The sequence below is a fragment of the Pseudomonas sp. GM74 genome (genome assembly GCF_000282455.1).
Lineage (GTDB): Bacteria > Pseudomonadota > Gammaproteobacteria > Pseudomonadales > Pseudomonadaceae > Aquipseudomonas.
This window is the reverse complement of record NZ_AKJG01000052.1, coordinates 1-20740: the sequence shown is the minus strand read 5'-3', so window position 1 is coordinate 20740 and position 20740 is coordinate 1. Positions and strand designations below refer to the sequence as shown.

The window sequence follows — 20740 nt, the reverse complement described above, 5'->3', positions numbered from 1 at the left end:
AGGCTGCGTTCGGCTGCAAAGCAGTCGTAAATCGGTACACCGTGTTTCCGGATCAGAATCATGGATACCGTAATGGCGACTGCTGCGCAGCCGAACGCAGCCTTCGGCAGCTGCTACATAAAGCCCTACGAAAGCTTCACGCCTGGGGTCAGCGCGCTTGGCAACACCAGGCTCGGCGTTTCAAGCGAGGCCACCGGGTACGCGCAGTAATCCGCCGCGTAGTAGGCGCTGGCGCGGTGGTTGCCCGAGGCCCCGACGCCGCCGAACGGCGCGCTGCTTGCGGCACCGGTCAGTTGCTTGTTCCAGTTGACGATACCGGCACGGCTTTCCAGCCAGAATTGCTGGTAACGCGCTTCGGAGTCCGACAGCAGACCGGCGGCCAAGCCGTACGCGGTGTCGTTGGCTTCAGCGATCGCCGCTTCAAAATCAGCGTAGCGGATCACCTGCAGCAACGGGCCGAACAGCTCTTCGTCAGGACGATCGGCAACGGCGCTCACGTCCAGGATGCCCGGTGTCAGCAAGGCCGACCGGGCCTGAGGCTGAGTCATTTCCAGCAGCGCCACGGCGCCATTGGCCAGCAGGTGTTCCTGCGCATCCATCAGTGCTTTTGCAGCGCCAAGGGAAACCACCGAGCCCATGAACGGCGCTGGTTGCTGATCGAAGGCACCGACTTCGATGGTCGAGCTGACCGCCACCAGGCGTGCCAGCAACGTGTCGCCCCAGGCACCTTGCGGCACCAGCAGGCGCCGGGCGCAGGTGCAGCGCTGGCCGGCTGAGATAAAGGCCGACTGGATGATGGTGTACACCGCGGCATCGAGGTCGGCGACCTGATCGACCACCAGTGGGTTGTTACCGCCCATTTCCAGCGCGAGGATCTTGTCCGGACGACCGGCGAATTGCTGGTGCAAGTGATTGCCGGTACGGCTGGAACCGGTGAAGAACAGACCGTCGATACCCGGGTTCGCCGCCAGGGCGATACCGGTTTCGCGAGCGCCTTGCAGCAAGTTCAACACGCCCGCCGGCAGACCGGCCTCGATCCAGCACTTGACCGTCAGCTCGGCGACTTTCGGTGTCAGCTCGCTTGGCTTGAACAGCACGCTGTTACCGGCCAGCAGTGCCGGCACGATGTGGCCGTTCGGCAAGTGGCCCGGGAAGTTGTAAGGACCAAATACCGCGACTACACCGTGGGGCTTGTGGCGCAGCACGGCGGTAGCGTCGCCCAGCGGGCCGCTCTTCTCGCCGGTACGTTCGCGGTAACTCTGCACCGAGATGGCGATCTTGTTGACCATGCTGGTGACTTCGGTCGCCGCTTCCCACAGGGGTTTGCCGGTTTCCTCGCCGATGGTGCGGGCCAGTTCGTCCGCATGATTCTTCAGCGCGGCAGCAAAGGCTTCCAGCACCGAGATACGCTCTTCCAGAGTCCGCCGCGCCCAGCCCGGGAACGCCTGACGCGCCGCCTGCACAGCCGACTCGACCTGAGCGGCAGTGGCACCGACGCCGGACCACAGCACCTGCTGGGTCACCGGGTTCAGCGACTCGAAGGCTTCGCCCTGACCTGCCAGCCATTCACCTGCGATGTAAAGCGACTTCATTATTTCGACTCCCGAGCTGCGGACAACGCCACGGCGCGCACTTGATCGCCAGCGTTGAGTTGAAGACGTTTGGCGGTCTGCGGATCGACCACCAGGGTGCCGGCGGCCAGACGTGCCGGCGCAGCAGTGATGCGGCAGTCCTCGCGCTTGCGGTTGTGGATGATGAATGGCGTGGCATCGTCACCCGGTGTGCCGACGGCCAGCACCAGTGCCTGGCTGTCACGCACGGCGCGGATCTTGCCGGTTTCGCACTCGATCGCAGGACCTGCGTCGAAGATATCGACGTAACCCTGGTAGCTGAAACCTTCGCTCTTGAGCATGGCCAGCGCCGGCTCGGTGTCCGGGTGAACCTGACCGATCACGTTGCGCGCATCCGGCGACAGGAAGCAGGTGTACAGCGGGAATTTCGGCATCAGTTCGGCGATGAATGCCTTGTTGCCCACGCCGGTCAGGTAGTCGGCCTGGCTGAATTCCATCTTGAAGAAGTGGCGCCCCAGGCTTTCCCAGAACGGCGAACGCCCGGCCTCGTCGGAAACACCGCGCATTTCGGCAATGATCTTGTTGCCGAACAGTTGCGGGAATTCGGCGATGAACAGCATGCGCGCCTTGGACAGCATGCGACCGTTGAGGCCGCTGCGGTAATCGGCGTGCAGGAACAGCGAGCACAGCTCCGAGTTACCGGTCAGGTCGTTGGCCAGGAACAACGTCGGGATTTCACGATAGATGTTCAGCTCTTGGGAAGCGCTGACCGTCAAACCGACCCGGAAGTTGTACCAGGGCTCACGCAGGCCGACGGCGCCGGCAATGGCGGAAATGCCCACCACGCGACCGTCGTCATCTTCGAGCACGAACAGGTAGTCCGCGTCGCCCCGCCCGGCTTCGCCGCGAAAGGTCTTCTCGGCCCAGCCGACCCGGTGGGCCAGCCGCTCTTCGTTGGCCGGCAAGGTGGTCAGGCCGGTGCCGGTGCTGCGGGCCAGGTCGATCAGAGCGGGTAAATCGCTGCTGCGTACGGGACGAACGATCATGCTATCTCCTCAAACGGGCCGCTTGCGCCACCCGTGAAACTCGCTGCTTTCTAAGCATTCTTTAAAGCAGGCGTTAAACCGCCACCAGGCGCACGCTGGCACCTTCACCGACGCCCAGGGCTTCGGCCGCTTCCAGATCCAGGGTCACCGGTTTGCCCGGCGCGTAATCGAGCTCGAGCATCACAGCGCGGTAATCCTGCAACTGGGCATTGGCGACCAGGTACTGACGACCGACACCTTTGACCGGCTCGCCGATCTTTACCGGCACCACGCGGCTCTGGGCGATCGAACGGATCCCCGAGACGCGGGCATGCAGGGTCGGGCCGCCGTCGAAAATGTCGATGTAGTGATCGGTTTCGAAGCCTTCGCGCATCAGGATGTCGAAGGTGATCTGCGCCCGCGGGTGCACCTGGCCCATGGCTTCTTGCGCGGAGTCCGGCAGCAGGGGCACGTAGATCGGGTAATGCGGCATCAGTTCGGCGAGGAACGTACGGCTCTTCAGGCCGCACAGACGCTCGGCTTCAGCGTAGTTGAGGTCGAAGAAGTTGCGCCCGATGGCATCCCAGAAAGGCGAGTCGCCGTTTTCATCGCTGTAACCGACGATCTCGGTCACCACGGAATCGGCAAAACGCTCCGGATGGCTGGCCACGAACAGCAAACGGCCACGGGAGTTGAGTTCCGACCACGGCGAACCCACCAGATCGCGCTGTACGTAGAAGCTGGTCAGCAAGCTGTTGCCGGTCAGGTCATGGCACTGCGAGAGCACGTGGATCTTGTTGTGAATCTTCAGCTCACGCGAAGCGTGCACGAACGTTTCGTTGCGGAAGCTGTAGAACGGCTCGGAATAACCGGCCGATGCCACGATGGCCGAGCAACCGACCAGCTTGCCGGTGGCAGAGTCTTCGAGGACGAAGAAATAGCTTTCCTCACCGTTGAAACTCACTTCGGCGGCGAACGAAGCTTCGCTTGCCGCGATCTTGTCGCTCAGGCGTTCAACGTCATCCGGCAAGGAAGTGACACCAATCGGGCTGTCCGCAGCCAGACGCTGTACCTCGCCCAGATCAGCCATTTGCGCGGGGCGCATCACCAGCATGGTGTCACTCCTTTTCTCTTAAGATATCTATAGAAAACATGCCCGAATCCTGTGGGAGCGGGCTTGCCCGCGATGGCGTCCTGTCAGATAACAATGAAGTCGGCTGTCAGGCCCTCATCGCGGGCAAGCCCGCTCCCACAGGGAATGTGCCCGGCATATAAAATTGGGTTCGACGCCTGAAAGGTCAGGCGTCGAAGGGTCTATCAGGCTTGCGTCAGTTTTGCCGCGGCACGTTCGAAGCGGTCCAGACCGGCATCGATATCGGCGTCTTCCACCACCAGGCTCGGGGCGAAACGCACCACGTCCGGGCCGGCTTGCAGGACCATCAGGCCTTCTTTTTCAGCGGCGTTGAAGATGTCCTTGGCCTTGCCTTTCCAGGCATCGCTCAACACGCAACCGATCAACAGGCCCATGCCTCGGACCTTGGTGAACAGGCCGTATTTTTCGCCGATCTGCTCAAGGCGCGCCTTGAACTTGTCGTGCTTGGCATTGACGCCAGCCAGCACTTCAGGGGTGTTGATCACGTCGATCACGGCTTCGGCGACAGCACACGCCAGCGGGTTGCCGCCGTAGGTGGTGCCGTGGGTGCCGACGACCAGATGCTTGGCCAGGTCTTCTGTGGTCAGCATGGCGGCGATCGGGAAACCGCCGCCCAGGCTCTTGGCGCTGGTCAGGATGTCCGGAATCACACCGTAATGCTGGTAAGCGAACAGATGGCCAGTACGGCCCATACCGGTTTGCACTTCGTCGAAGATCAGCAGCGCGTTGTGTGCGGTGCACAGTTCGCGGGCACCTTGCAGGTATTCGAGTTCGGCGGGGATGACACCGCTTTCGCCCTGGATCGGTTCCAGAACCACAGCGCAAGTCTTGTCGGAAATGGCGGCTTTCAGTGCGGCCAGATCGTTGTACGGCACGTGAGTGATGCCGGTGATTTTCGGACCGAAGCCATCGGAGTACTTCGACTGGCCACCGACGTTCACGGTGAACAGGGTACGGCCGTGGAAGCTGTTGAGCGCGGCGATGATTTCGTACTTCTCGCTGCCGAAACGGTCGAAGCCGACACGACGGGCCAGCTTGAAAGCGGCCTCGTTGGCTTCGGCGCCGGAGTTGCAGAAGAAGGCGCGGTCGGCAAAGGTGGCGTCGACCAACTTATGCGCCAGGCGCAGGGCCGGCTCATTGGTGAACACGTTGGACACGTGCCACAGCTTGTTCGCCTGCTCGGTCAAGGCACTGACCAGCGCCGGATGCGCGTGACCCAATACGTTAACGGCAATCCCGCCGGCGAAGTCGATCAGCTCGCGACCGGACTGGTCCCAGACGCGGGAACCGGCGCCACGCACAGGAATGAATGCGGCAGGCGCATAGTTGGGAACCATTACCTGATCGAAATCGGCGCGTTGTACCGCAGCGTGCTCAACGGACATCGGAGTCTCCTGAAGAGAAAACACTCGCCTGAAACTGGCGAGCTTGGTGAGGATTGTAAGGACAGTTTTCAGCCCGGCCTTGCCGCCAAGCGACAACTTCTTATAGCGCAAACCCCGGATTTTCCCGGGTTTACGGCAATGCGACATATAGGGTCGCAAAGGCGCAGTTTAACTGGCGGCGCAGGTTTTCGGCAGGTTGCATCGTTGATACCGATGCCGATTCGACCCGTGCAGTAAATATGTACCGCACGTCGTTCGTGTTTACGGGTTTTCCTAGGCGCCTCTCAATAAACACGGCCCCTATCCGCATGAATACCGACCATAGCGACATCTTCGAGGCTTCCAGGCCCGATGCACATTATCAGCATCTGCTCAATATCATTCCTTCCTGGCTGCGCCAGGCAACCACACAACGTCGTGAAGCGCTGAGCAACGTCAATCCGAAAATGGCGGCCAGCCTCAAGAATGCCTCGCGAGATCAACACGCTGAACTCAGCCAACTGATTTCCACCCATGCGCTGAGCCAGGGTCGGGTTGATCAGGCCCTGGCGAATCTGCTGAATCCCTCAGCCTTCGCCGAACCGCTGCTGAAAGCGGCACTCAAGAGTCGTTTCGACCTGGAACTGGACGTCAGCAAAATCTTTCTGCGCCTTTATATTCCCGTACACATCCCCTGGCTGCGCATGAAGTCCGGGGCTGCACGCATCTGGACCGTGTCGCTGCTGGACGCGGCGCTGCACAATTTCGAAAACGCTGAAACCGAAACTGACGCCTTTGAACCCGCCTCGACCTACATCACACCCCCCTCTTCCACCGGGCAGTTCACCACCCTGCCAACGATTCTGGAAAAGATGCCCATCGCGGCGTTTACCCGCCTGTGCCGAGACCTGGACATTGGCGAGCGCTATAAAACCTATCTGGAAGAAAATCTTGGCATCAGCAACCCGGTAGTCGCAGCCATCCTGCAGCCCAAAATTCACGAGAGCCAGAAAACAGCGCTGACAGCGGCCTTGCACATGGCGCACATGCAAAATTTTTTGGGCAGCGGTATCCAGCGCCTGATCCTGGGCCTGATCGACGGGCTACCGAATCTGCGGTTGCACGGTCAAGCATGGGGCGCTCACGAATTGACGCTCATGAATGCCCGCCTGACGGGCATCGTGCTGTTTGCGCCGGATCTGCTGGGTGCTCGCGAAACGGTCAGTGTGGTGGCCTACATTCCCGATGACCCCCTGCATCCGATCAAGGCCTATCCCACTTCTGCGGCATTCGCGCTGGAACTCGGCGAGCGCCTGCGTGACCCGGCCTATCAACAGTTTTTCAGTCGTTTCATCAACCATGAAGATCGCGGGTATTTTTTCTCGCAATTGAACCAATCGCTCACGCCTGTCACATGGCAACCGGTCGAACCGGACGATTCACGCCCTACCTGGAGAGAGTCCCCAAACCCGCGCGCAAACCTGGGGCTGAGATCGGCACCGATCAAGGGTGACCTGTGGATTCATCTGTATCAGCGCAAACTCGACAAGATCCTCAACGATGCACGGGTCATCGCCGTTTCCACCACCACAGTCGACCGCAAGGCGCGCTGGGCGCTGTGGGACTCCTTCACCGAAATCGCCTCGGCGCTGCTGAACATTGCAGCGTTTATCGCTCTGCCGTTCGTACCGTTTCTTGGCGAGCTGATGATGGCTTACATGGCGTACCAGTTACTCGATGAAACCTTCGAAGGTATCATCGACTGGGCCGAAGGACAGGGCCGGGAAGCCATAGGGCATTTGATCGGTGCCGTTGAATCCGCCGTGCAAGTGGGCACCTTTGCTGCGGGCGGCGTGATCGCAGCAGGTGAATTTCGTGCAGTGTTGCCACGGGAAATCGTACAGTTCATCGATCGTTTCAACTCAGTCAAACGGCCGAATGGCCAGGCCCGTTACTGGAAGCCGGACCTGACGTCCTACCAGCAATCCATCGCGCTGCCCGAGCAGGCAAAGACTGATGCGCAGGGACTGCATCGGCACCAGGGCAAAACCGTGCTCTCACTGGAAGGCAAACAATATTTCGTCACTGACGATCCGCTGACCGGCCAGCATCGCATCGAACACCCCACTCGCTCCGACGCCTATCAACCGGCCCTGGCGCACAATGGCCAAGGCGCCTGGCAAACGGTACTCGATCAACCACTGACCTGGGACAAGACCACCCTGCTGCGGCGTATCGGTGCCGACATGCAGCGCTTTTCATCGAGCGAGCGCGAACGCATGTTGAGCATCAGCGGCAGCCACGAAAATGCCCTGCGTAAAATGCATGTAGGCAATGGACAACTGCCGCCATTGCTGGCCGACACGCTCGAGCGTTTCAAGATTGATCAGGATCTTCAGATTTTCATCGAGCGGATCGACAGCCAACGCGCCGACGACTACCTCAGTGCCGACCCGGCCACACAACTGGAACTGCTCTGCGATTACGGTTACTGGCCGGCGAATCAAGGGCTGCGCCTGGTTGACGGGGCGAACACCGTTTGGGAGCGCGCCGCCGCAGACCAGACTTTGGTGCAGATCGACCTGGCACGACTGGTTGATAACGACTTGCTGCAGACTGTGTTGCAAACCCTGAGCGATAGCGAAGTAAGGACACTGATGCAGGAGGAGTTCGGTGCACCCACACCCAGCCTTGCAAACCGGGCCCGAACCTTGCGCCACCACCTGGCAACACTGGCGCAGACAAAAAGGCACATTTTGTTCGAACAACGCTACCGCCGGCTTGAACATGGCGTCAGTTCATCGGTGCAACGTATCAAAGACGCTGAACCGGGCCTGCCCACCAGTGTTGCCGAGGCGTTGCTCGACAGTGCCAATACCGCAGAGCGGCGTCAGATCGAAAATGGGAAAGTGCCAATACGCCTGCGTGAGATGGCGCAGCAGGCAAACCTTCAAGTGCGAATTACACGTGCCTGTGAAGGGCTCGATCTGCCATCGACATCCCACAACATTGACACCCATCGATTGGCCCTGCATTCGCTGGAACGCTTGCCAGGCTGGTCGGGACAAGTCCGACTGGAAATCCGCAACTACACAAAAGACGGTCAACTGATCGACAGCATCGGCAATCCAGAAGCTGCGTCGCGCAAGGTGCTGGCATTGAACGCCGAAGGCGCCTATGAAGCCTTTGATGCTGACGGAGAACCTCTCAACAATGCCGACACACTGTATTCAAGCCTGTTGCAGGCGTTGCCCGACAGCGAGCGAATCGCCTTGAACGTCAACATCGGCGAGGGTGAAAGACTCCAGCAAATGATTCGTGAACATGCACTGGATCGTGACGCATTGCGTTTGCTGCTCGCACAGCACCCGATCCTTAAAACCACCTACGATCCCACCGTGATGCGTTTGCTTGGCGGCACCGATGGCTATCGGCGCGTGCCCACAAACACCCCCAACCTCCAAACCAGGGCACACTCACTGTTTCCGCACTTGATGCCGGAGCAACTGCAACGTTTCGTCGAGCGATTGCAGCTGCATCCCGACGGCCCCCGTGCGCAGTTGCATCGACTGTTCAACCAGCACGCGCAGTTGTTTGAAGAGCTCAATAACTGGTTCATTGAAGTCCCACGATTCGCTCCGGACATGCAAATCAGCTTCAGCGCCGGCCAAATACGCAACCAACAACACATCCGTCGCCAGCTGATGGGACAATTGCTGGACTGCTGGCGTCGCCAGTCCACTTGGGATAGCGCCAATGACGCACAGGTTTCCTTTCAGTTCTCCCAGCCAATATGGGGGGAGCTACCCAGGCTGAGCGTCGAATTTGCGCAAGTTCACAACTTGATGCTGGAGGGTCATCGCACCACCACCGGGGTGAACGAATTCCTCAAGAGATTTTCCGGCCTGCATCGGCTGGCGCTACGCAATTTCAACCTCGGTCAACTGCCGGATGCCATTGAGCAATGGCCACAGCTCAACGAGTTGATCCTGAGCGACTGCGCAGTCACCCTCAACGCACGAAGCCAGACCGTATTGGCCTCGTTGAACAATCTTCAGGTGATCGACTTTTATAAAAACCCTCTTGGGTTGGTTCCAACTCTGGAGAACATGCCAGACCTGAACTACATCGATGTTTCCGGTACCGGCCTGTCCGAAGTGCCACCCGGATTGATGTCGCGCCCCCGCCTTCGTACCGCGCTACTCAACGACAACCGGATCACAGAGCTTCCCGCCGCGCTGTTCAGTTTGCCGAACAGCGTGCAGGAAGGGTTCGATATGGGTGGCAACCCGATCTCCACTGCCGGTCGCGAGCGGATAAAAGTCCACTTCAACCAGACTCGCCACGACTTTGGCATCTTTGCCGGCCAGGCCGACATCCAGCGTCTGCAAGTGCTTTATCCAAGGCTGGATCATGAGCAAGCCAGCGACTTCATCTATCGCCTGCCCGGTACGCTCGCCGACGGCAGAACCGAACTGGCACGCCTGGAAACCGAGTACGAGACGTTGCGCAACGAACTGGCCGCCTGGACCGCCGATATCCCGGCCGTTCATCCCGACAGTGGTCAACCCTTCACTGCTCAACAACTTTTGCTCGAGCACCTCAACCGCGATGAGTTCAAGCTGTTGATGGAACGCTGCTGGCGTCGGGAAACCGATCTGGACGATTTCAATGAATCGTCCGAGCTCACTTATGAGATGACCCTGAGCACGATCATCACCGGTGATCTACCCGCACTGAGCGCGGACTTCAGTCATGTCACGGCCTTGAACTTGCGCAGCGACGCTGGAATAACGTCGGGTGCCGGACCTTTTCTGCAAGGTTTTTCGCACCTCAAGAGTCTGACCGTGCGCGAATACACACTGCGTGAAATTCCAGACGCGATTATCAAAATGGGCAATCTGAGGGCACTGACTCTGAGCGAATGCAATCTGACCCTGAGCACAAACGACATCCAGGGATTGGCGGGAATGGAACGCCTCGACTATCTGGATTTGAGTGACAATCCGCTTGCACTTGCACCAGACGTCAGCCAGATGTCCAACCTCGCAATGCTGATCCTGAGCGACTCCGGCATCAGTGAACTGCCCGCTGGCTTATTGCAGTTGAAGTCATTGGAGTTGGTGGACTTAAGTGACAACCAGATCGTTCACATCCCCAGCGACATTCTGGAACTGCCGCTGGAAATCGCCGAAAGCATCAATCTGCGAGGCAATCCGCTAAACGAACAGAGCCTGCAAATCCTTATCGCCTACTTCAAAAAAACCACCACGGATTTTAGTGTAGAGGCCGTCATCCAACGAGCGGAAATGGAGGTGTCGACGTCGGAAGATTCCGAGCCTGACGAGTAAGCCTCAACCGCGCTCCTGCGGCACCGACGACAACTCGAACGGGCTGCTGCTGCGCCGCTGGTTGCGATCTTCCCGCGGCGTGGCACCGAAGAAATTGCGATAGGCGCTGGAGAAGTGCGGCCCCGAGGAGAAGCCACACGACAAGCCGATCTGGATGATCGACTTGCTGGTTTGCATCAACATCTGCCGGGCCTTGTTCAGGCGCAGCTCCAGGTAATACTGGCTCGGCACACGGTTGAGGTATTGCTTGAAGATCCGCTCCAGCTGCCGACGGGACACGCACACGTGCTGGGCGATTTCGTCGGTGGTCAGCGGTTCTTCGATGTTGGCTTCCATAAGCAACACCGCCTGGGTGAGCTTCGGATGGCTGGAGCCGAGGCGGTTCTGCAACGGGATACGCTGGCGCTCGCCGCCCTCGCGGATGCGCTCGACCACCAGTTCTTCGGATACCGCACCCGCCAACTCCGCACCATGGTCGCGGGCCAGCACCGCCAGCAGCAAATCGAGTACCGACATGCCACCGCACGCCGTCAGGCGATCCCGATCCCAGTCGAACAGGTGACTGGTGGCGATGACCTTGGGGAAGCGTTCGGCGAAATCATCCTGCCAGCGCCAATGCACGGCCGCGCGATAGCCATCGAGCAAACCGAGTTGCGCCAACGGGTAGACACCGGCCGACAGACCGCCGATCACGCAACCGGAACGCACCAGCTGTTTGAGCGCACTGCTGAGCGCCGGCGCCAGTGCGGTCGGTGGCTCGTCAGCGAGCAGGAACAGTTTCTGGAAGTTTTCCAGCTTGCCTGTCCATGCCTCACCCGGCAATTGCCAGGCGCTTTCGGCCGCGGCTTCTGTAATGGCTTCGGCCTGCAGGAACGACAGTTCGTAAACCACGTCCGGATGCACACGCTGGGCAACACGCAAGGCCTCCTCAGCCAGCGCAAGCGTCAGTGCTTTAGTGCTGGGCCAAATCAGGAAACCAATTCGATGGGCAGTCATGGTGGGCAATCCGAAGCGGAGAACAATGATGAAGGCATGGGCCAATGCTAGCCCGTAAATGAACGCAAATCTCAGAACCGGCAAAGATCAAATGTGGGAGCGGGCTTGCCACCCCCACCCTGTAGGAGCTGCCGAAGGCTGCGATCTTTTGATCTTGATTTTTCAGATCAAAAGATCGCAGCCTCGTTTCACTCGACAGCTCCTACAGGGTGGGGCAGGCAAGCCCGCTCCACAGGGGATCAGGGCCAGCCTTTAGACTGCGAAGCATGCACTATCCCGGTGCACAACGGCAGTCCTGATTACTTCAAGCTGCCGGACAGGAATTGCTGCAGACGCTCGGATTGCGGGTTCACCAGCACTTCACGCGGGTTGCCGCTTTCTTCGACCACACCTTTGTGCAGGAACACCAACTGGTTCGACACCTCACGGGCGAAGCCCATTTCGTGGGTCACCACAACCATGGTCCGGCCTTCCTGGGCCAGGGCCTGCATGACCTTCAGCACGTCGCCGACCAATTCCGGGTCGAGGGCCGAGGTCGGTTCGTCGAACAGCATCACCTCAGGTTCCATCGCCAGCGCACGGGCAATCGCCACGCGCTGCTGCTCGCCGCCGGACATGTGGCCCGGGTACGCGTCTTTGCGATGGGCCACGCCGACCTTGTTCAGGTAGTGCTCGGCCTTTTCACGGGCTTCGGCCTTGGACACGCCGAGCACGTGCACCGGCGCTTCCATGATGTTTTCCAGCGCGGTCATGTGCGACCACAGGTTGAAATGCTGGAACACCATCGACAGGCGCGAACGCATGCGTTGCAGCTGTTTCGGGTCGGCGGCTTTCAACGCGCCGTCCTTGTTCGCCACCAGCTTCAACTCTTCGTTGTTGAGCAGGATCTTGCCCGCGTGCGGCTGCTCCAGCAGGTTGATGCAGCGCAGGAAGGTACTTTTGCCGGAGCCACTGGAGCCGATGATGCTGATCACATCGCCGGCTGCCGCTTTCAGGGACACACCCTTGAGCACTTCGTGACTGCCATAGCGTTTATGCAGGTCTTGGACTTCAAGTTTGTACATGCGGTCGGTTCTCACAAAAACAGTCAGTCAGTGGTATTCAGTGCTTGCGCGGGGCCAGGTAGCCCAGCCAGCGGCGCTCGGCCATCTTGAACAGCTTCACCAGGATGAAGGTCAGGCACAGGTAGAACACGCCGGCCGTGATGTAGGCTTCGAACGGCAGGTAGAACTGGGCGTTGACCGTGCGCGCAGCACCGGTGATGTCGATCAGGGTCACGATGGACGCCAGACTGGTGGTCTGCAGCATCATGATCACTTCGTTGCTGTATTGCGGCAGTGCCCGGCGCAGGGCCGACGGCAGCAGGATGCGCTTGTACATCTTGAAGCGCGACATGCCCATGGCCTTGGCCGCTTCAATCTCGCCGTTCGGCGTGGCGCGCAAGCTGCCGGCGATGATCTCGGCGGTGTAGGCACTGGTGTTGATCGCGAACGCCAGGCATGCACAGAACGTTGCGCTGGACAACCACGGCCAGAGGAAGCTCTCACGCACCGCTTCGAACTGCGCCAGACCGTAGTAGATCAAAAACAGCTGCACCAGCATCGGTGTGCCGCGGATCACGTAGGTATAGAGCCAGGCGGACATGTTGACCACCGAGTTCTTCGAGACGCGCATCAGGCCCAGCGGCAATGCGCACAACAAGCCGAAGAACAGCGACAGCGCGAGCAGTTTGAGGGTGGTCACCAGGCCGCCGAAGTACAGTGGCAAGGCCTCCCAAATGACGTTGTAGTCGAAGATCATAGCTCAGCCGCCCTTACGCCTACCGAGTAGCGCTTCTCAAGGTGACGCAATGCCAGCAACGACACACTGGTGATCACCAGGTACATCGCCGCCACTGCGAGGAAGAACGTGAAAGGTTCGCGGGTGGCATCGGCCGCCTGCTTGGCCTTGAACATCATGTCCTGCAGGCCCACCACCGAAATCAGCGCAGTCGCCTTGGTCAATACCAGCCAGTTGTTGGTGAAACCCGGAATCGCCAGGCGAATCATCTGTGGCACCAACACCCGGAAGAACACCTGGAAACTGCTCATGCCGTAGGCCATGCCGGCTTCGGCCTGTCCTTTGGGGATCGCCATGAACGCGCCCCGGAAGGTTTCCGACAGGTACGCACCGAAGATGAAGCCCAGGGTGCCGATACCGGCGGCCAACGGGTTCAGGTCGATGTACTCGTCAAAGCCGAGCAGCGGTGCGACGCGGTTGAGCAGGTCCTGGCCGCCGTAGAAAATCAGCAGGATCAGCACCAGGTCGGGAATACCGCGGATCACCGTGGAATACAGGTCGCCCAGCCAGGCCAGCCAGCGCACCGGCGACAGACGCAGTGCCACGCCGATCAGGCCCAGGACAATGGCCATGGCCATGGACGACAAGGCGAGCTGAAGCGTCAGCCAAGCGCCATCGAGGATGACAGCCCCGTAGCCTTTCAACATGATTCAGGTCCTCGAAAGTTGGGATGAAAAAATGGCGCAAACCTCAGAGATCCTGTTGCTTGCGCCATTTCGGACTTGTCGCAGGGACGTGTTACTTGCCGTAGATATCGAAGGCGAAGTACTTGTCCTGGATTTGCTTGTACTTGCCGTTCTCGCGAATGGCGGCGATGGCGGCGTTGAGCTTGTCCAGCTCAGCCTTGTCACCCTTGCGCACCGCGATGCCTACGCCGTCGCCGAAGTATTTGACGTCGGTGAACGCAGGGCCGACGAAGGCGAAACCTTTACCGGCGTCGGTTTTCAGGAAACCGTCATCCAGAAGCGTAGCGTCTGCCACGGTGCCGTCGAGGCGGCCGGCGGCCACGTCGAGGTAAATTTCGTTCTGCGAGCCGTAAGGCTTGATCTCGGCACCCAGCGGGGCCAGGACTTCGCGGGCGAAACGCTCGTGGATCGAACCACGCTGCACGCCGATGTTCTTGCCCTTGAGCTCGGTCAGGCCTTCGCTGACCTGGGTGCCGGCCTTCATGACCAGGCGAGCCGGGGTGTTGTAGTACTTGTTGGTGAAGTCCACGGACTTCTTGCGGTCTTCAGTGATCGACATGGACGACAGGATCGCGTCGATCTTGCGCACTTTCAGTGCCGGGATCAGGCCGTCGAACTCTTGCTCGACCCACACGCACTTGACCTTCATCTCTTCGCACAAGGCGTTGCCGATGTCGTAGTCGAAACCAACGATGCTGCCGTCCGGTGCTTTGGAAGCGAACGGAGGGTAAGCCGCTTCGATACCAATTTTCAGAGGCTTTTCATCGGCGAAGGATGGCAGCGACAGCACGGACAGTGCCAGGGCGCCAAGCAGCACGAGTTTCTTCATCTTGGGACTCCATCGGTAAAGGGCAAAAACGGCAGAGTGAGCGACAGCCCAATATGCGAGTGAGTTGAACCGCAAAGCAGTGCTGCGTCCTGGGAAGCCGGTGTTTAAATTCAACACGGGCAACGACGAGCGAGTGATCGGCATTCTAACGACAGGCCCGAGGCCGATATTTCTTCAATGCGACAACTAATTACAGAAGCACCGAGAAAGCCGTCTTAGCACGTTGACAGCCCTGCAAAATCATGCAAGAGCAAAAGACATTGAACCGATCTATATTGCAAATTGCGGGCCTATTATTGGCAAACCCTTCTAATCCGGCAAGCGTAGCGTGGGGTCTTATTTTTTATCCGTGGTTTTTAGCCCCTGCTATGGGCCTGGGCGTTTCCCAATGCCCCGCATTGGCGCGATGCGGTTACACATTCAGTAACCTGAAAGATCGTGGGTAACAGTGGGAAAATGCCGACAGAGGAAACCGATATTTATTGGTAGATGTTGCTGTAGCGCCTAGCAGATCGCCATCGCGGGCAAGCCCGCTCCCACAGGTTTCGGAGTTGTGTCACAGATCGCATGAACCCCGAAAATCCCTGTGGGAGCGGGCTTGCCCGCGAAGAGGCCAGCCCAGCCAACATAAAAACACAGGCACAAAAAAACCCCGCCAGGCTCAACACCTGACAGGGTTTCAATGACTCAGAACCGCCGCTTACGCGACATTCATGGTCTTGTGCGTATCAATCAAATGCTGCACCACACTCGGGTCCGCCAAGGTGGAGATATCGCCCAACCCATCATATTCAGCCGTCGCAATCTTGCGCAGAATCCGCCGCATGATCTTGCCCGAGCGAGTCTTCGGCAGCCCCGGCGCCCACTGGATCACATCCGGCGACGCAATCGGCCCGATCTCCTTGCGCACCCAGTTTTTCAGTTCCAGGCGCAGCTGCTCGTTCGGCTCTTCACCGTTTTTCAGGGTGACATAGACATAAATGCCCTGCCCCTTGATGTCGTGCGGCACACCGACAACCGCCGCTTCGGCAACTTTCGGGTGCGCGACCATCGCGCTTTCGATCTCGGCGGTGCCCATGCGGTGGCCGGAGACGTTGAGCACGTCGTCCACACGACCGGTGATCCAGTAGTAGCCATCGGCATCGCGACGGGCGCCGTCACCGGTGAAGTACATGCCACGGAAGGTTTTGAAGTAAGTGTCGACGAAGCGGTCATGGTCGCCAAACAGCGTACGCGCCTGGCCCGGCCACGAATCGAGAATCACCAGGTTGCCCTCGGCCTCGCCTTCGACGATGTTGCCCAGGTTATCCACCAGTGCCGGCACCACGCCAAAGAACGGACGCGCCGCAGAGCCTGGCTTGAGCGCATGAGCGCCCGGCAGAGGGCTCATCATGTTGCCGCCGGTTTCGGTCTGCCACCAGGTATCGACGATCGGGCAACGGGATTTGCCGACATTCTTGTAGTACCAATCCCAGGCTTCCGGGTTGATCGGCTCGCCCACCGAACCCAACAGGCGCAGGCTGCTGCCATCGGCGCCTTCAACGGCGGCGGTGCCCGAGGCCATCATGGCGCGGATCGCGGTCGGTGCGGTGTAGAGGATGTTGACCTTGTGCTTGTCGACGATCTTCGCCACCCGGGTGATGTCCGGGTAGTTCGGCACGCCTTCGAACAGCAGCGTGGTCGCGCCGTTGGCCAGCGGGCCGTAGACGATGTAACTGTGGCCGGTGACCCAGCCGACGTCGGCGGTGCACCAGTAGATTTCACCCGGGCGGTAGTCGAACACGCGCTCGTGAGTCATCGCTGCATACAGCAGGTAACCGCCAGTGGTGTGCTGCACGCCCTTCGGCTTGCCGGTGGAGCCCGAGGTGTAAAGGATGAACAGCGCTTCTTCGGCGCCCATCTCTTTCGGCGCGCACACGGTGCCCGCTACTTTCATCAGGTCCTCGAACCAGATGTCGCGATGCTGGTTCCACTTGATGTCGCCACCGGTGCGCTTGCACACGATGACTTTCTGGATGCTGCTGGTTTCCGGGTTGGTCAGCGCGTCGTCGACGTTGGCCTTGAGAGGGATCTTCTTGCCGGCACGAATGCCTTCGTCGGCGGTGATCACCACTTTCGAGCGGCAGTCGATGATGCGACCGGCCAGGGCTTCCGGCGAGAATCCGCCGAACACCACCGAGTGAATCGCGCCGATCCGGGTACAGGCCAGCATGGCGACCACGGCTTCGGGGATCATCGGCATATAGATAGTCACCACGTCGCCGCGGTGCACGTCCTGACCACGCAGGGCGTTGGCAAACTTGCAGACTTGCTCGTGCAGTTCGCGGTAAGTGATGTTGCGGCTTTCGGCAGGATCATCGCCTTCCCAGATGATCGCGACCTGATCGCCGCGCTCGGCCAGATGACGGTCGAGGCAATTGTAGGAAACGTTCAGGGTGCCGTCGGCGAACCATTTGATGTCGACATGGTGATCGTCGAAGGAAGTCTGCTTCACCGTGGTGAAAGGCTTGATCCAGTCGAGGCGCTTGGCTTGCTCGCGCCAGAAGCCGTCCGGGTTGACGACCGACTGCTGGTACATGGCCTTGTAGGTCGCCTCGTCGGTCAGCGTGTTAGCCAAAACCTCGGGACGAACGGGATACAGGGAAGCCGCACTCATCTTTCTTACCTCGGTGGAATAGTTGTTTTTGTATGACCACGTTTTAGCGGGGCCGGGCCTATAGAACCATTCGACGATGGTAGTAACAAGCCCCTACAAATTGTCATGAAAAACCGCCAAACCCACTACCGCCGCCGTACCTGTGGGAGCGAGCTCGCTCGCGATGGCCGTCAACGATAACGCGCCCAATCTGACACCCCGCGGTGCTCTCTGGCTCATCGCGAGCAAGCTCCTACAAAAGAAGAGGCTATTCGGGGATTGTTACAGGATCTGTCAAAGGTGTTTATCAAAACCACCTCTATATGAACGTATCCGCCGCCCCTAAAATCTGCCACGCCAACAAGGCAATCTGATTAACCAAGTTGCAGCCCCCACGAAGGCAGTTAATCAAACACTCTGGTACTGAAGTTCCACACGCAACCCCAAAAAGGTTGCGTGAACCCACTCGACCTTAGAAAGGTAAATTTTAAATGAAAGCTTTATTAGTTCTGGCCCTCGGCAGCGTGTGCGTAACCGCCATGGCCGGCGAGGTTCCGACTGATGTCGCGCAGCAACAACCGCCCGTTGAGGAATACACTTACTCGATGAATCTGGACATCGCCAAAGTGATCTCCATGAGCGAAGCCCCGAACGTTTGTGAAGTTGTCCCCATGAAAATGGAATACGAAGATTCCAACGGCCAACGGCATATCCTGCGTTACAGCGCGATGGGCAACGGTTGCTCTAACGGCTGACCCCTGCTTCACCCTCCCCCAATAAGGTTCGACCCACCCGCCACGATCAGGCAGATGAAGCGCCGAACCTTAATAATCGATTAAATCGATTGTTTTAAGCATTTATTTGCGCTTTTTAATCGAATTAATCGGCGTAGTATCAAATCCAACCCAGACAAACAACGCCCACGAATCCGGAGCACTGACCATGAAAACCCAACTGATCCTCGCCCTGACCCTCTCCGTCCTGGCTGCCAACACCTTCGCCGCCGATGGTTACGACCGCACCGGCTCGGCCGCTTACACCACTGAAGCGGCTGTCGCTTCCGACGGTTACGACCACACCGGTTCAGCCTCTTTTGCCGCCGATGGCGCTGACCATGTAGGTGCCGGCAAACTGGCTTCCGATGGCGCTGACCACACCGGTGCCGCCCGCCTCGCCGCCGATGGTGCCGACCACGTCGGTGCAGGTCGCCTGAGCTGATCCACCCGCGTGACTTCACAGCCCGACTTCGGTCGGGCTTAGTTGTGTCTGGAGCCTGATAAAACCCCACCGAAACACAAGATGTAGTGAAAAAAGCCTTTTTTGGTTATTTCTTGAACAAAAATAATCCAGGGCAAAAATTCAGAAAAAAAAATCTTCCCCCGCCAACATCGTTCAAAGCCCTGTAAACCCTCACTCCGACCGAAAAACGGCCCCCGTCGACCGATCTGTGAGCCATTTCGCCGCACCACAGCACGCAAAACTTCCCTATAATGCGGCCTTAAGCGGGCCTGCAATATCCCCTTACAGGGATGAAAAGCCAGTCTGAAGCCCCGCACAGGCGCTTGCCGCTTGCTGCGCCCATCAGTGGCTCTCGGAACCCCGTACAAAATTCTGTTTGATGCCTGCGTATAGCTGCTGCAAAAAACGATTCCTTTAGATCCAACGCGGCCAGTAAGGCCGTGTGAAAAACCGACCTATCCAATTTCACACGGGCACACTGGCCCTCACGCAGGAGACGACACGTCATGCTGAGCTGGGACGAATTCGACAAAGAAGACACGGAAGTAGCAGTCAAGAGCGCCAACGCTGGCCACGCCACCGAAGCCAACATGGACCGTCTCGACAGCGCCGGCGGTGCCGCCGCCCTGGAAGCCCGTGCCGTGACCGCCGCTGACTCCGCCGCCGTTGCCCGCGCCAAAGCTGCCCTGGATTCCCTCGACGTCGCCGAAGGCCTCGCCGAACTCGAAGGCGCCTCCGCCCGTGTCGCCGTTGACGAAAAGCGCATGATCAACTGCCGCGCCGACCTCAACCAACTCGTACCCTTCAAGTACGACTGGGCCTGGCAGAAGTACCTGGACGGCTGCGCAAACCACTGGATGCCGCAAGAAGTCAACATGACCGCCGACATCGCCCTCTGGAAAAACCCGGAAGGCCTGACCGACGACGAGCGCCGCATCGTGATGCGCAACCTCGGCTTCTTCTCCACCGCCGACTCCCTGGTTGCCAACAACCTGGTCCTGGCCGTGTACCGCCTGATCACCAACCCGGAATGCCGCCAGTACATCCTGCGCCAGGCCTTCGAAGAGGCGATCCACACCCACGCCTACCAGTACTGCATCGAATCGCTGGCCATGGATGAAGGCGAAATCTTCAACATGTACCACGAGATCCCGTCGGTCGCGAAAAAAGCCACCTGGGGCCTGAAGTACACCCGTTCGATCTCCGATCCGAAGTTCGAAACCGGCACCGTCGAAACCGACAAAGAACTGCTGCGCAACCTGATCGCCTACTACTGCGTCCTGGAAGGCATCTTCTTCTACTGCGGCTTCACCCAGATCCTCTCCATGGGCCGCCGCAACAAAATGACCGGCGTCGCCGAGCAGTTCCAATACATCCTGCGCGACGAATCCATGCACCTGAACTTCGGCATCGACGTGATCAACCAGATCAAAATCGAAAACCCGCATTTGTGGGATGCCGAGATGAAGGAAGAAGCTTCGCAGATGATTCTGCAAGGCACTCAGCTGGAGATTGAATACGCTCGTGACACCATGCCTCGTGGGGTATTGGGCATGAATGCGGCGATGATGGAGGACTACCTGAAGTTCATCGCTAACCGTCGTTTGAGCCAGATTGGTTTGAAGGAAGAGTATCCAGGGACGACTAACCCGTTCCCTTGGATGAGCGAGATCATGGACTTGAAGAAAGAGAAGAACTTCTTTGAGACTCGTGTAATTGAGTACCAAACTGGTGGTGCGCTTAGCTGGGATTAATTCCCAAGCTAGCCGTGATTTGACGACTTGAATCGACAAATCGAACATCTGAAAGCCCCGATCTGATCGGGGTTTTTTTTGTGAGGTAGGAAAACTCTTACTCGCAATCTCAGTAGTAGTTAAACCTCCTACATGTATTCCAGCACCGTCTGTATTGAGGGCCATTCCATGCGGCCCTAAGCTCTACTGCAGGTGCCTAAGAAACGCCCAACGTAGAAAGCTAGCCAATTACACAGACGAGCAGTCACCCTTGGTGATTAATCGTACGGCTGTGTGTGTAGTGGTCAACTAATCCCGG

14 protein-coding genes are annotated in these 20740 nt (G+C 58.8%); 4 read left to right on the top strand and 10 right to left on the bottom strand.

Annotated features, from left to right (window positions below):
• Positions 1-125: 125 nt before the first annotated feature.
• The 4 genes from astD to PMI34_RS15720 form a co-directional block, all read right to left on the bottom strand.
• The gene (gene astD, locus PMI34_RS15705) at positions 126-1595 is read right to left on the bottom strand and encodes a succinylglutamate-semialdehyde dehydrogenase (RefSeq protein ID WP_177318806.1); all 1470 of its coding nucleotides are present in this window, start codon (positions 1593-1595) and stop codon (positions 126-128) included.
• Positions 1592-2617 carry an arginine N-succinyltransferase gene (astA, locus tag PMI34_RS15710; RefSeq protein WP_008049558.1) on the bottom strand — a complete coding sequence of 342 codons (1026 nt, stop codon included), beginning with the start codon at positions 2615-2617 and terminating at the stop codon, positions 1592-1594. Before astA ends, astD begins: the two co-directional genes overlap by 4 nt.
• Before the next feature lie 73 nt (positions 2618-2690).
• Positions 2691-3710 (bottom strand): arginine/ornithine succinyltransferase subunit alpha, encoded by a 1020-nt coding sequence (aruF, locus tag PMI34_RS15715; RefSeq protein ID WP_007971023.1) that lies wholly within the window; start codon positions 3708-3710, stop codon positions 2691-2693.
• Positions 3711-3913: 203 nt separating this feature from the next.
• Positions 3914-5134, bottom strand: a complete 1221-nt coding sequence (locus tag PMI34_RS15720; RefSeq protein WP_008004227.1) for an aspartate aminotransferase family protein — start codon at positions 5132-5134, stop codon at positions 3914-3916.
• 308 nt (positions 5135-5442) lie between these two features.
• Between PMI34_RS15720 and PMI34_RS15725 the strand changes: the two genes are divergently transcribed.
• Complete coding sequence (locus tag PMI34_RS15725; RefSeq protein WP_008049557.1) at positions 5443-10464, top strand: dermonecrotic toxin domain-containing protein; 5022 nt, start codon at positions 5443-5445, stop codon at positions 10462-10464.
• A 3-nt stretch (positions 10465-10467) separates the two neighbouring features.
• Here PMI34_RS15725 and argR read toward each other — a convergent pair whose 3' ends face one another.
• From argR to acs, 6 genes are all read right to left on the bottom strand, one after another.
• Complete coding sequence (gene argR, locus PMI34_RS15730) at positions 10468-11460, bottom strand: transcriptional regulator ArgR (RefSeq protein WP_008049555.1); 993 nt, start codon at positions 11458-11460, stop codon at positions 10468-10470.
• A 299-nt stretch (positions 11461-11759) separates the two neighbouring features.
• Positions 11760-12524 carry an ABC transporter ATP-binding protein gene (locus PMI34_RS15735; protein ID WP_007971015.1) on the bottom strand — a complete coding sequence of 255 codons (765 nt, stop codon included), beginning with the start codon at positions 12522-12524 and terminating at the stop codon, positions 11760-11762.
• Between the two features lie 37 nt (positions 12525-12561).
• A complete protein-coding gene (locus PMI34_RS15740; RefSeq protein ID WP_007971009.1) occupies positions 12562-13260 on the bottom strand; it encodes an ABC transporter permease in 699 nt (232 codons plus the stop codon).
• Positions 13257-13946, bottom strand: coding sequence for an ABC transporter permease (locus tag PMI34_RS15745; RefSeq protein ID WP_008049552.1), 690 nt, complete (start codon positions 13944-13946; stop codon positions 13257-13259). The genes PMI34_RS15740 and PMI34_RS15745 overlap by 4 nt, the downstream gene beginning before the upstream one ends.
• Before the next feature lie 91 nt (positions 13947-14037).
• Positions 14038-14814: an ABC transporter substrate-binding protein gene (locus PMI34_RS15750; protein ID WP_008049550.1), complete on the bottom strand. Its 777-nt coding sequence runs from the start codon at positions 14812-14814 to the stop codon at positions 14038-14040.
• Positions 14815-15514: 700 nt separating this feature from the next.
• A complete protein-coding gene (gene acs, locus PMI34_RS15755; protein ID WP_008049549.1) occupies positions 15515-17470 on the bottom strand; it encodes an acetate--CoA ligase in 1956 nt (651 codons plus the stop codon).
• A 470-nt stretch (positions 17471-17940) separates the two neighbouring features.
• On the opposite strand from acs, the gene PMI34_RS15760 reads away from it, so the two are divergent.
• From PMI34_RS15760 to PMI34_RS15770, 3 genes are all read left to right on the top strand, one after another.
• Entirely contained in the window at positions 17941-18204 is a 264-nt protein-coding gene (locus PMI34_RS15760) for a DUF2790 domain-containing protein (RefSeq protein ID WP_008049545.1), read from the top strand.
• A 187-nt stretch (positions 18205-18391) separates the two neighbouring features.
• Positions 18392-18667, top strand: coding sequence for a hypothetical protein (locus PMI34_RS15765; protein ID WP_008049543.1), 276 nt, complete (start codon positions 18392-18394; stop codon positions 18665-18667).
• A gap of 527 nt (positions 18668-19194) precedes the next feature.
• Entirely contained in the window at positions 19195-20442 is a 1248-nt protein-coding gene (locus tag PMI34_RS15770) for a ribonucleotide-diphosphate reductase subunit beta (protein WP_007978181.1), read from the top strand.
• Positions 20443-20740 lie beyond the last annotated feature (298 nt).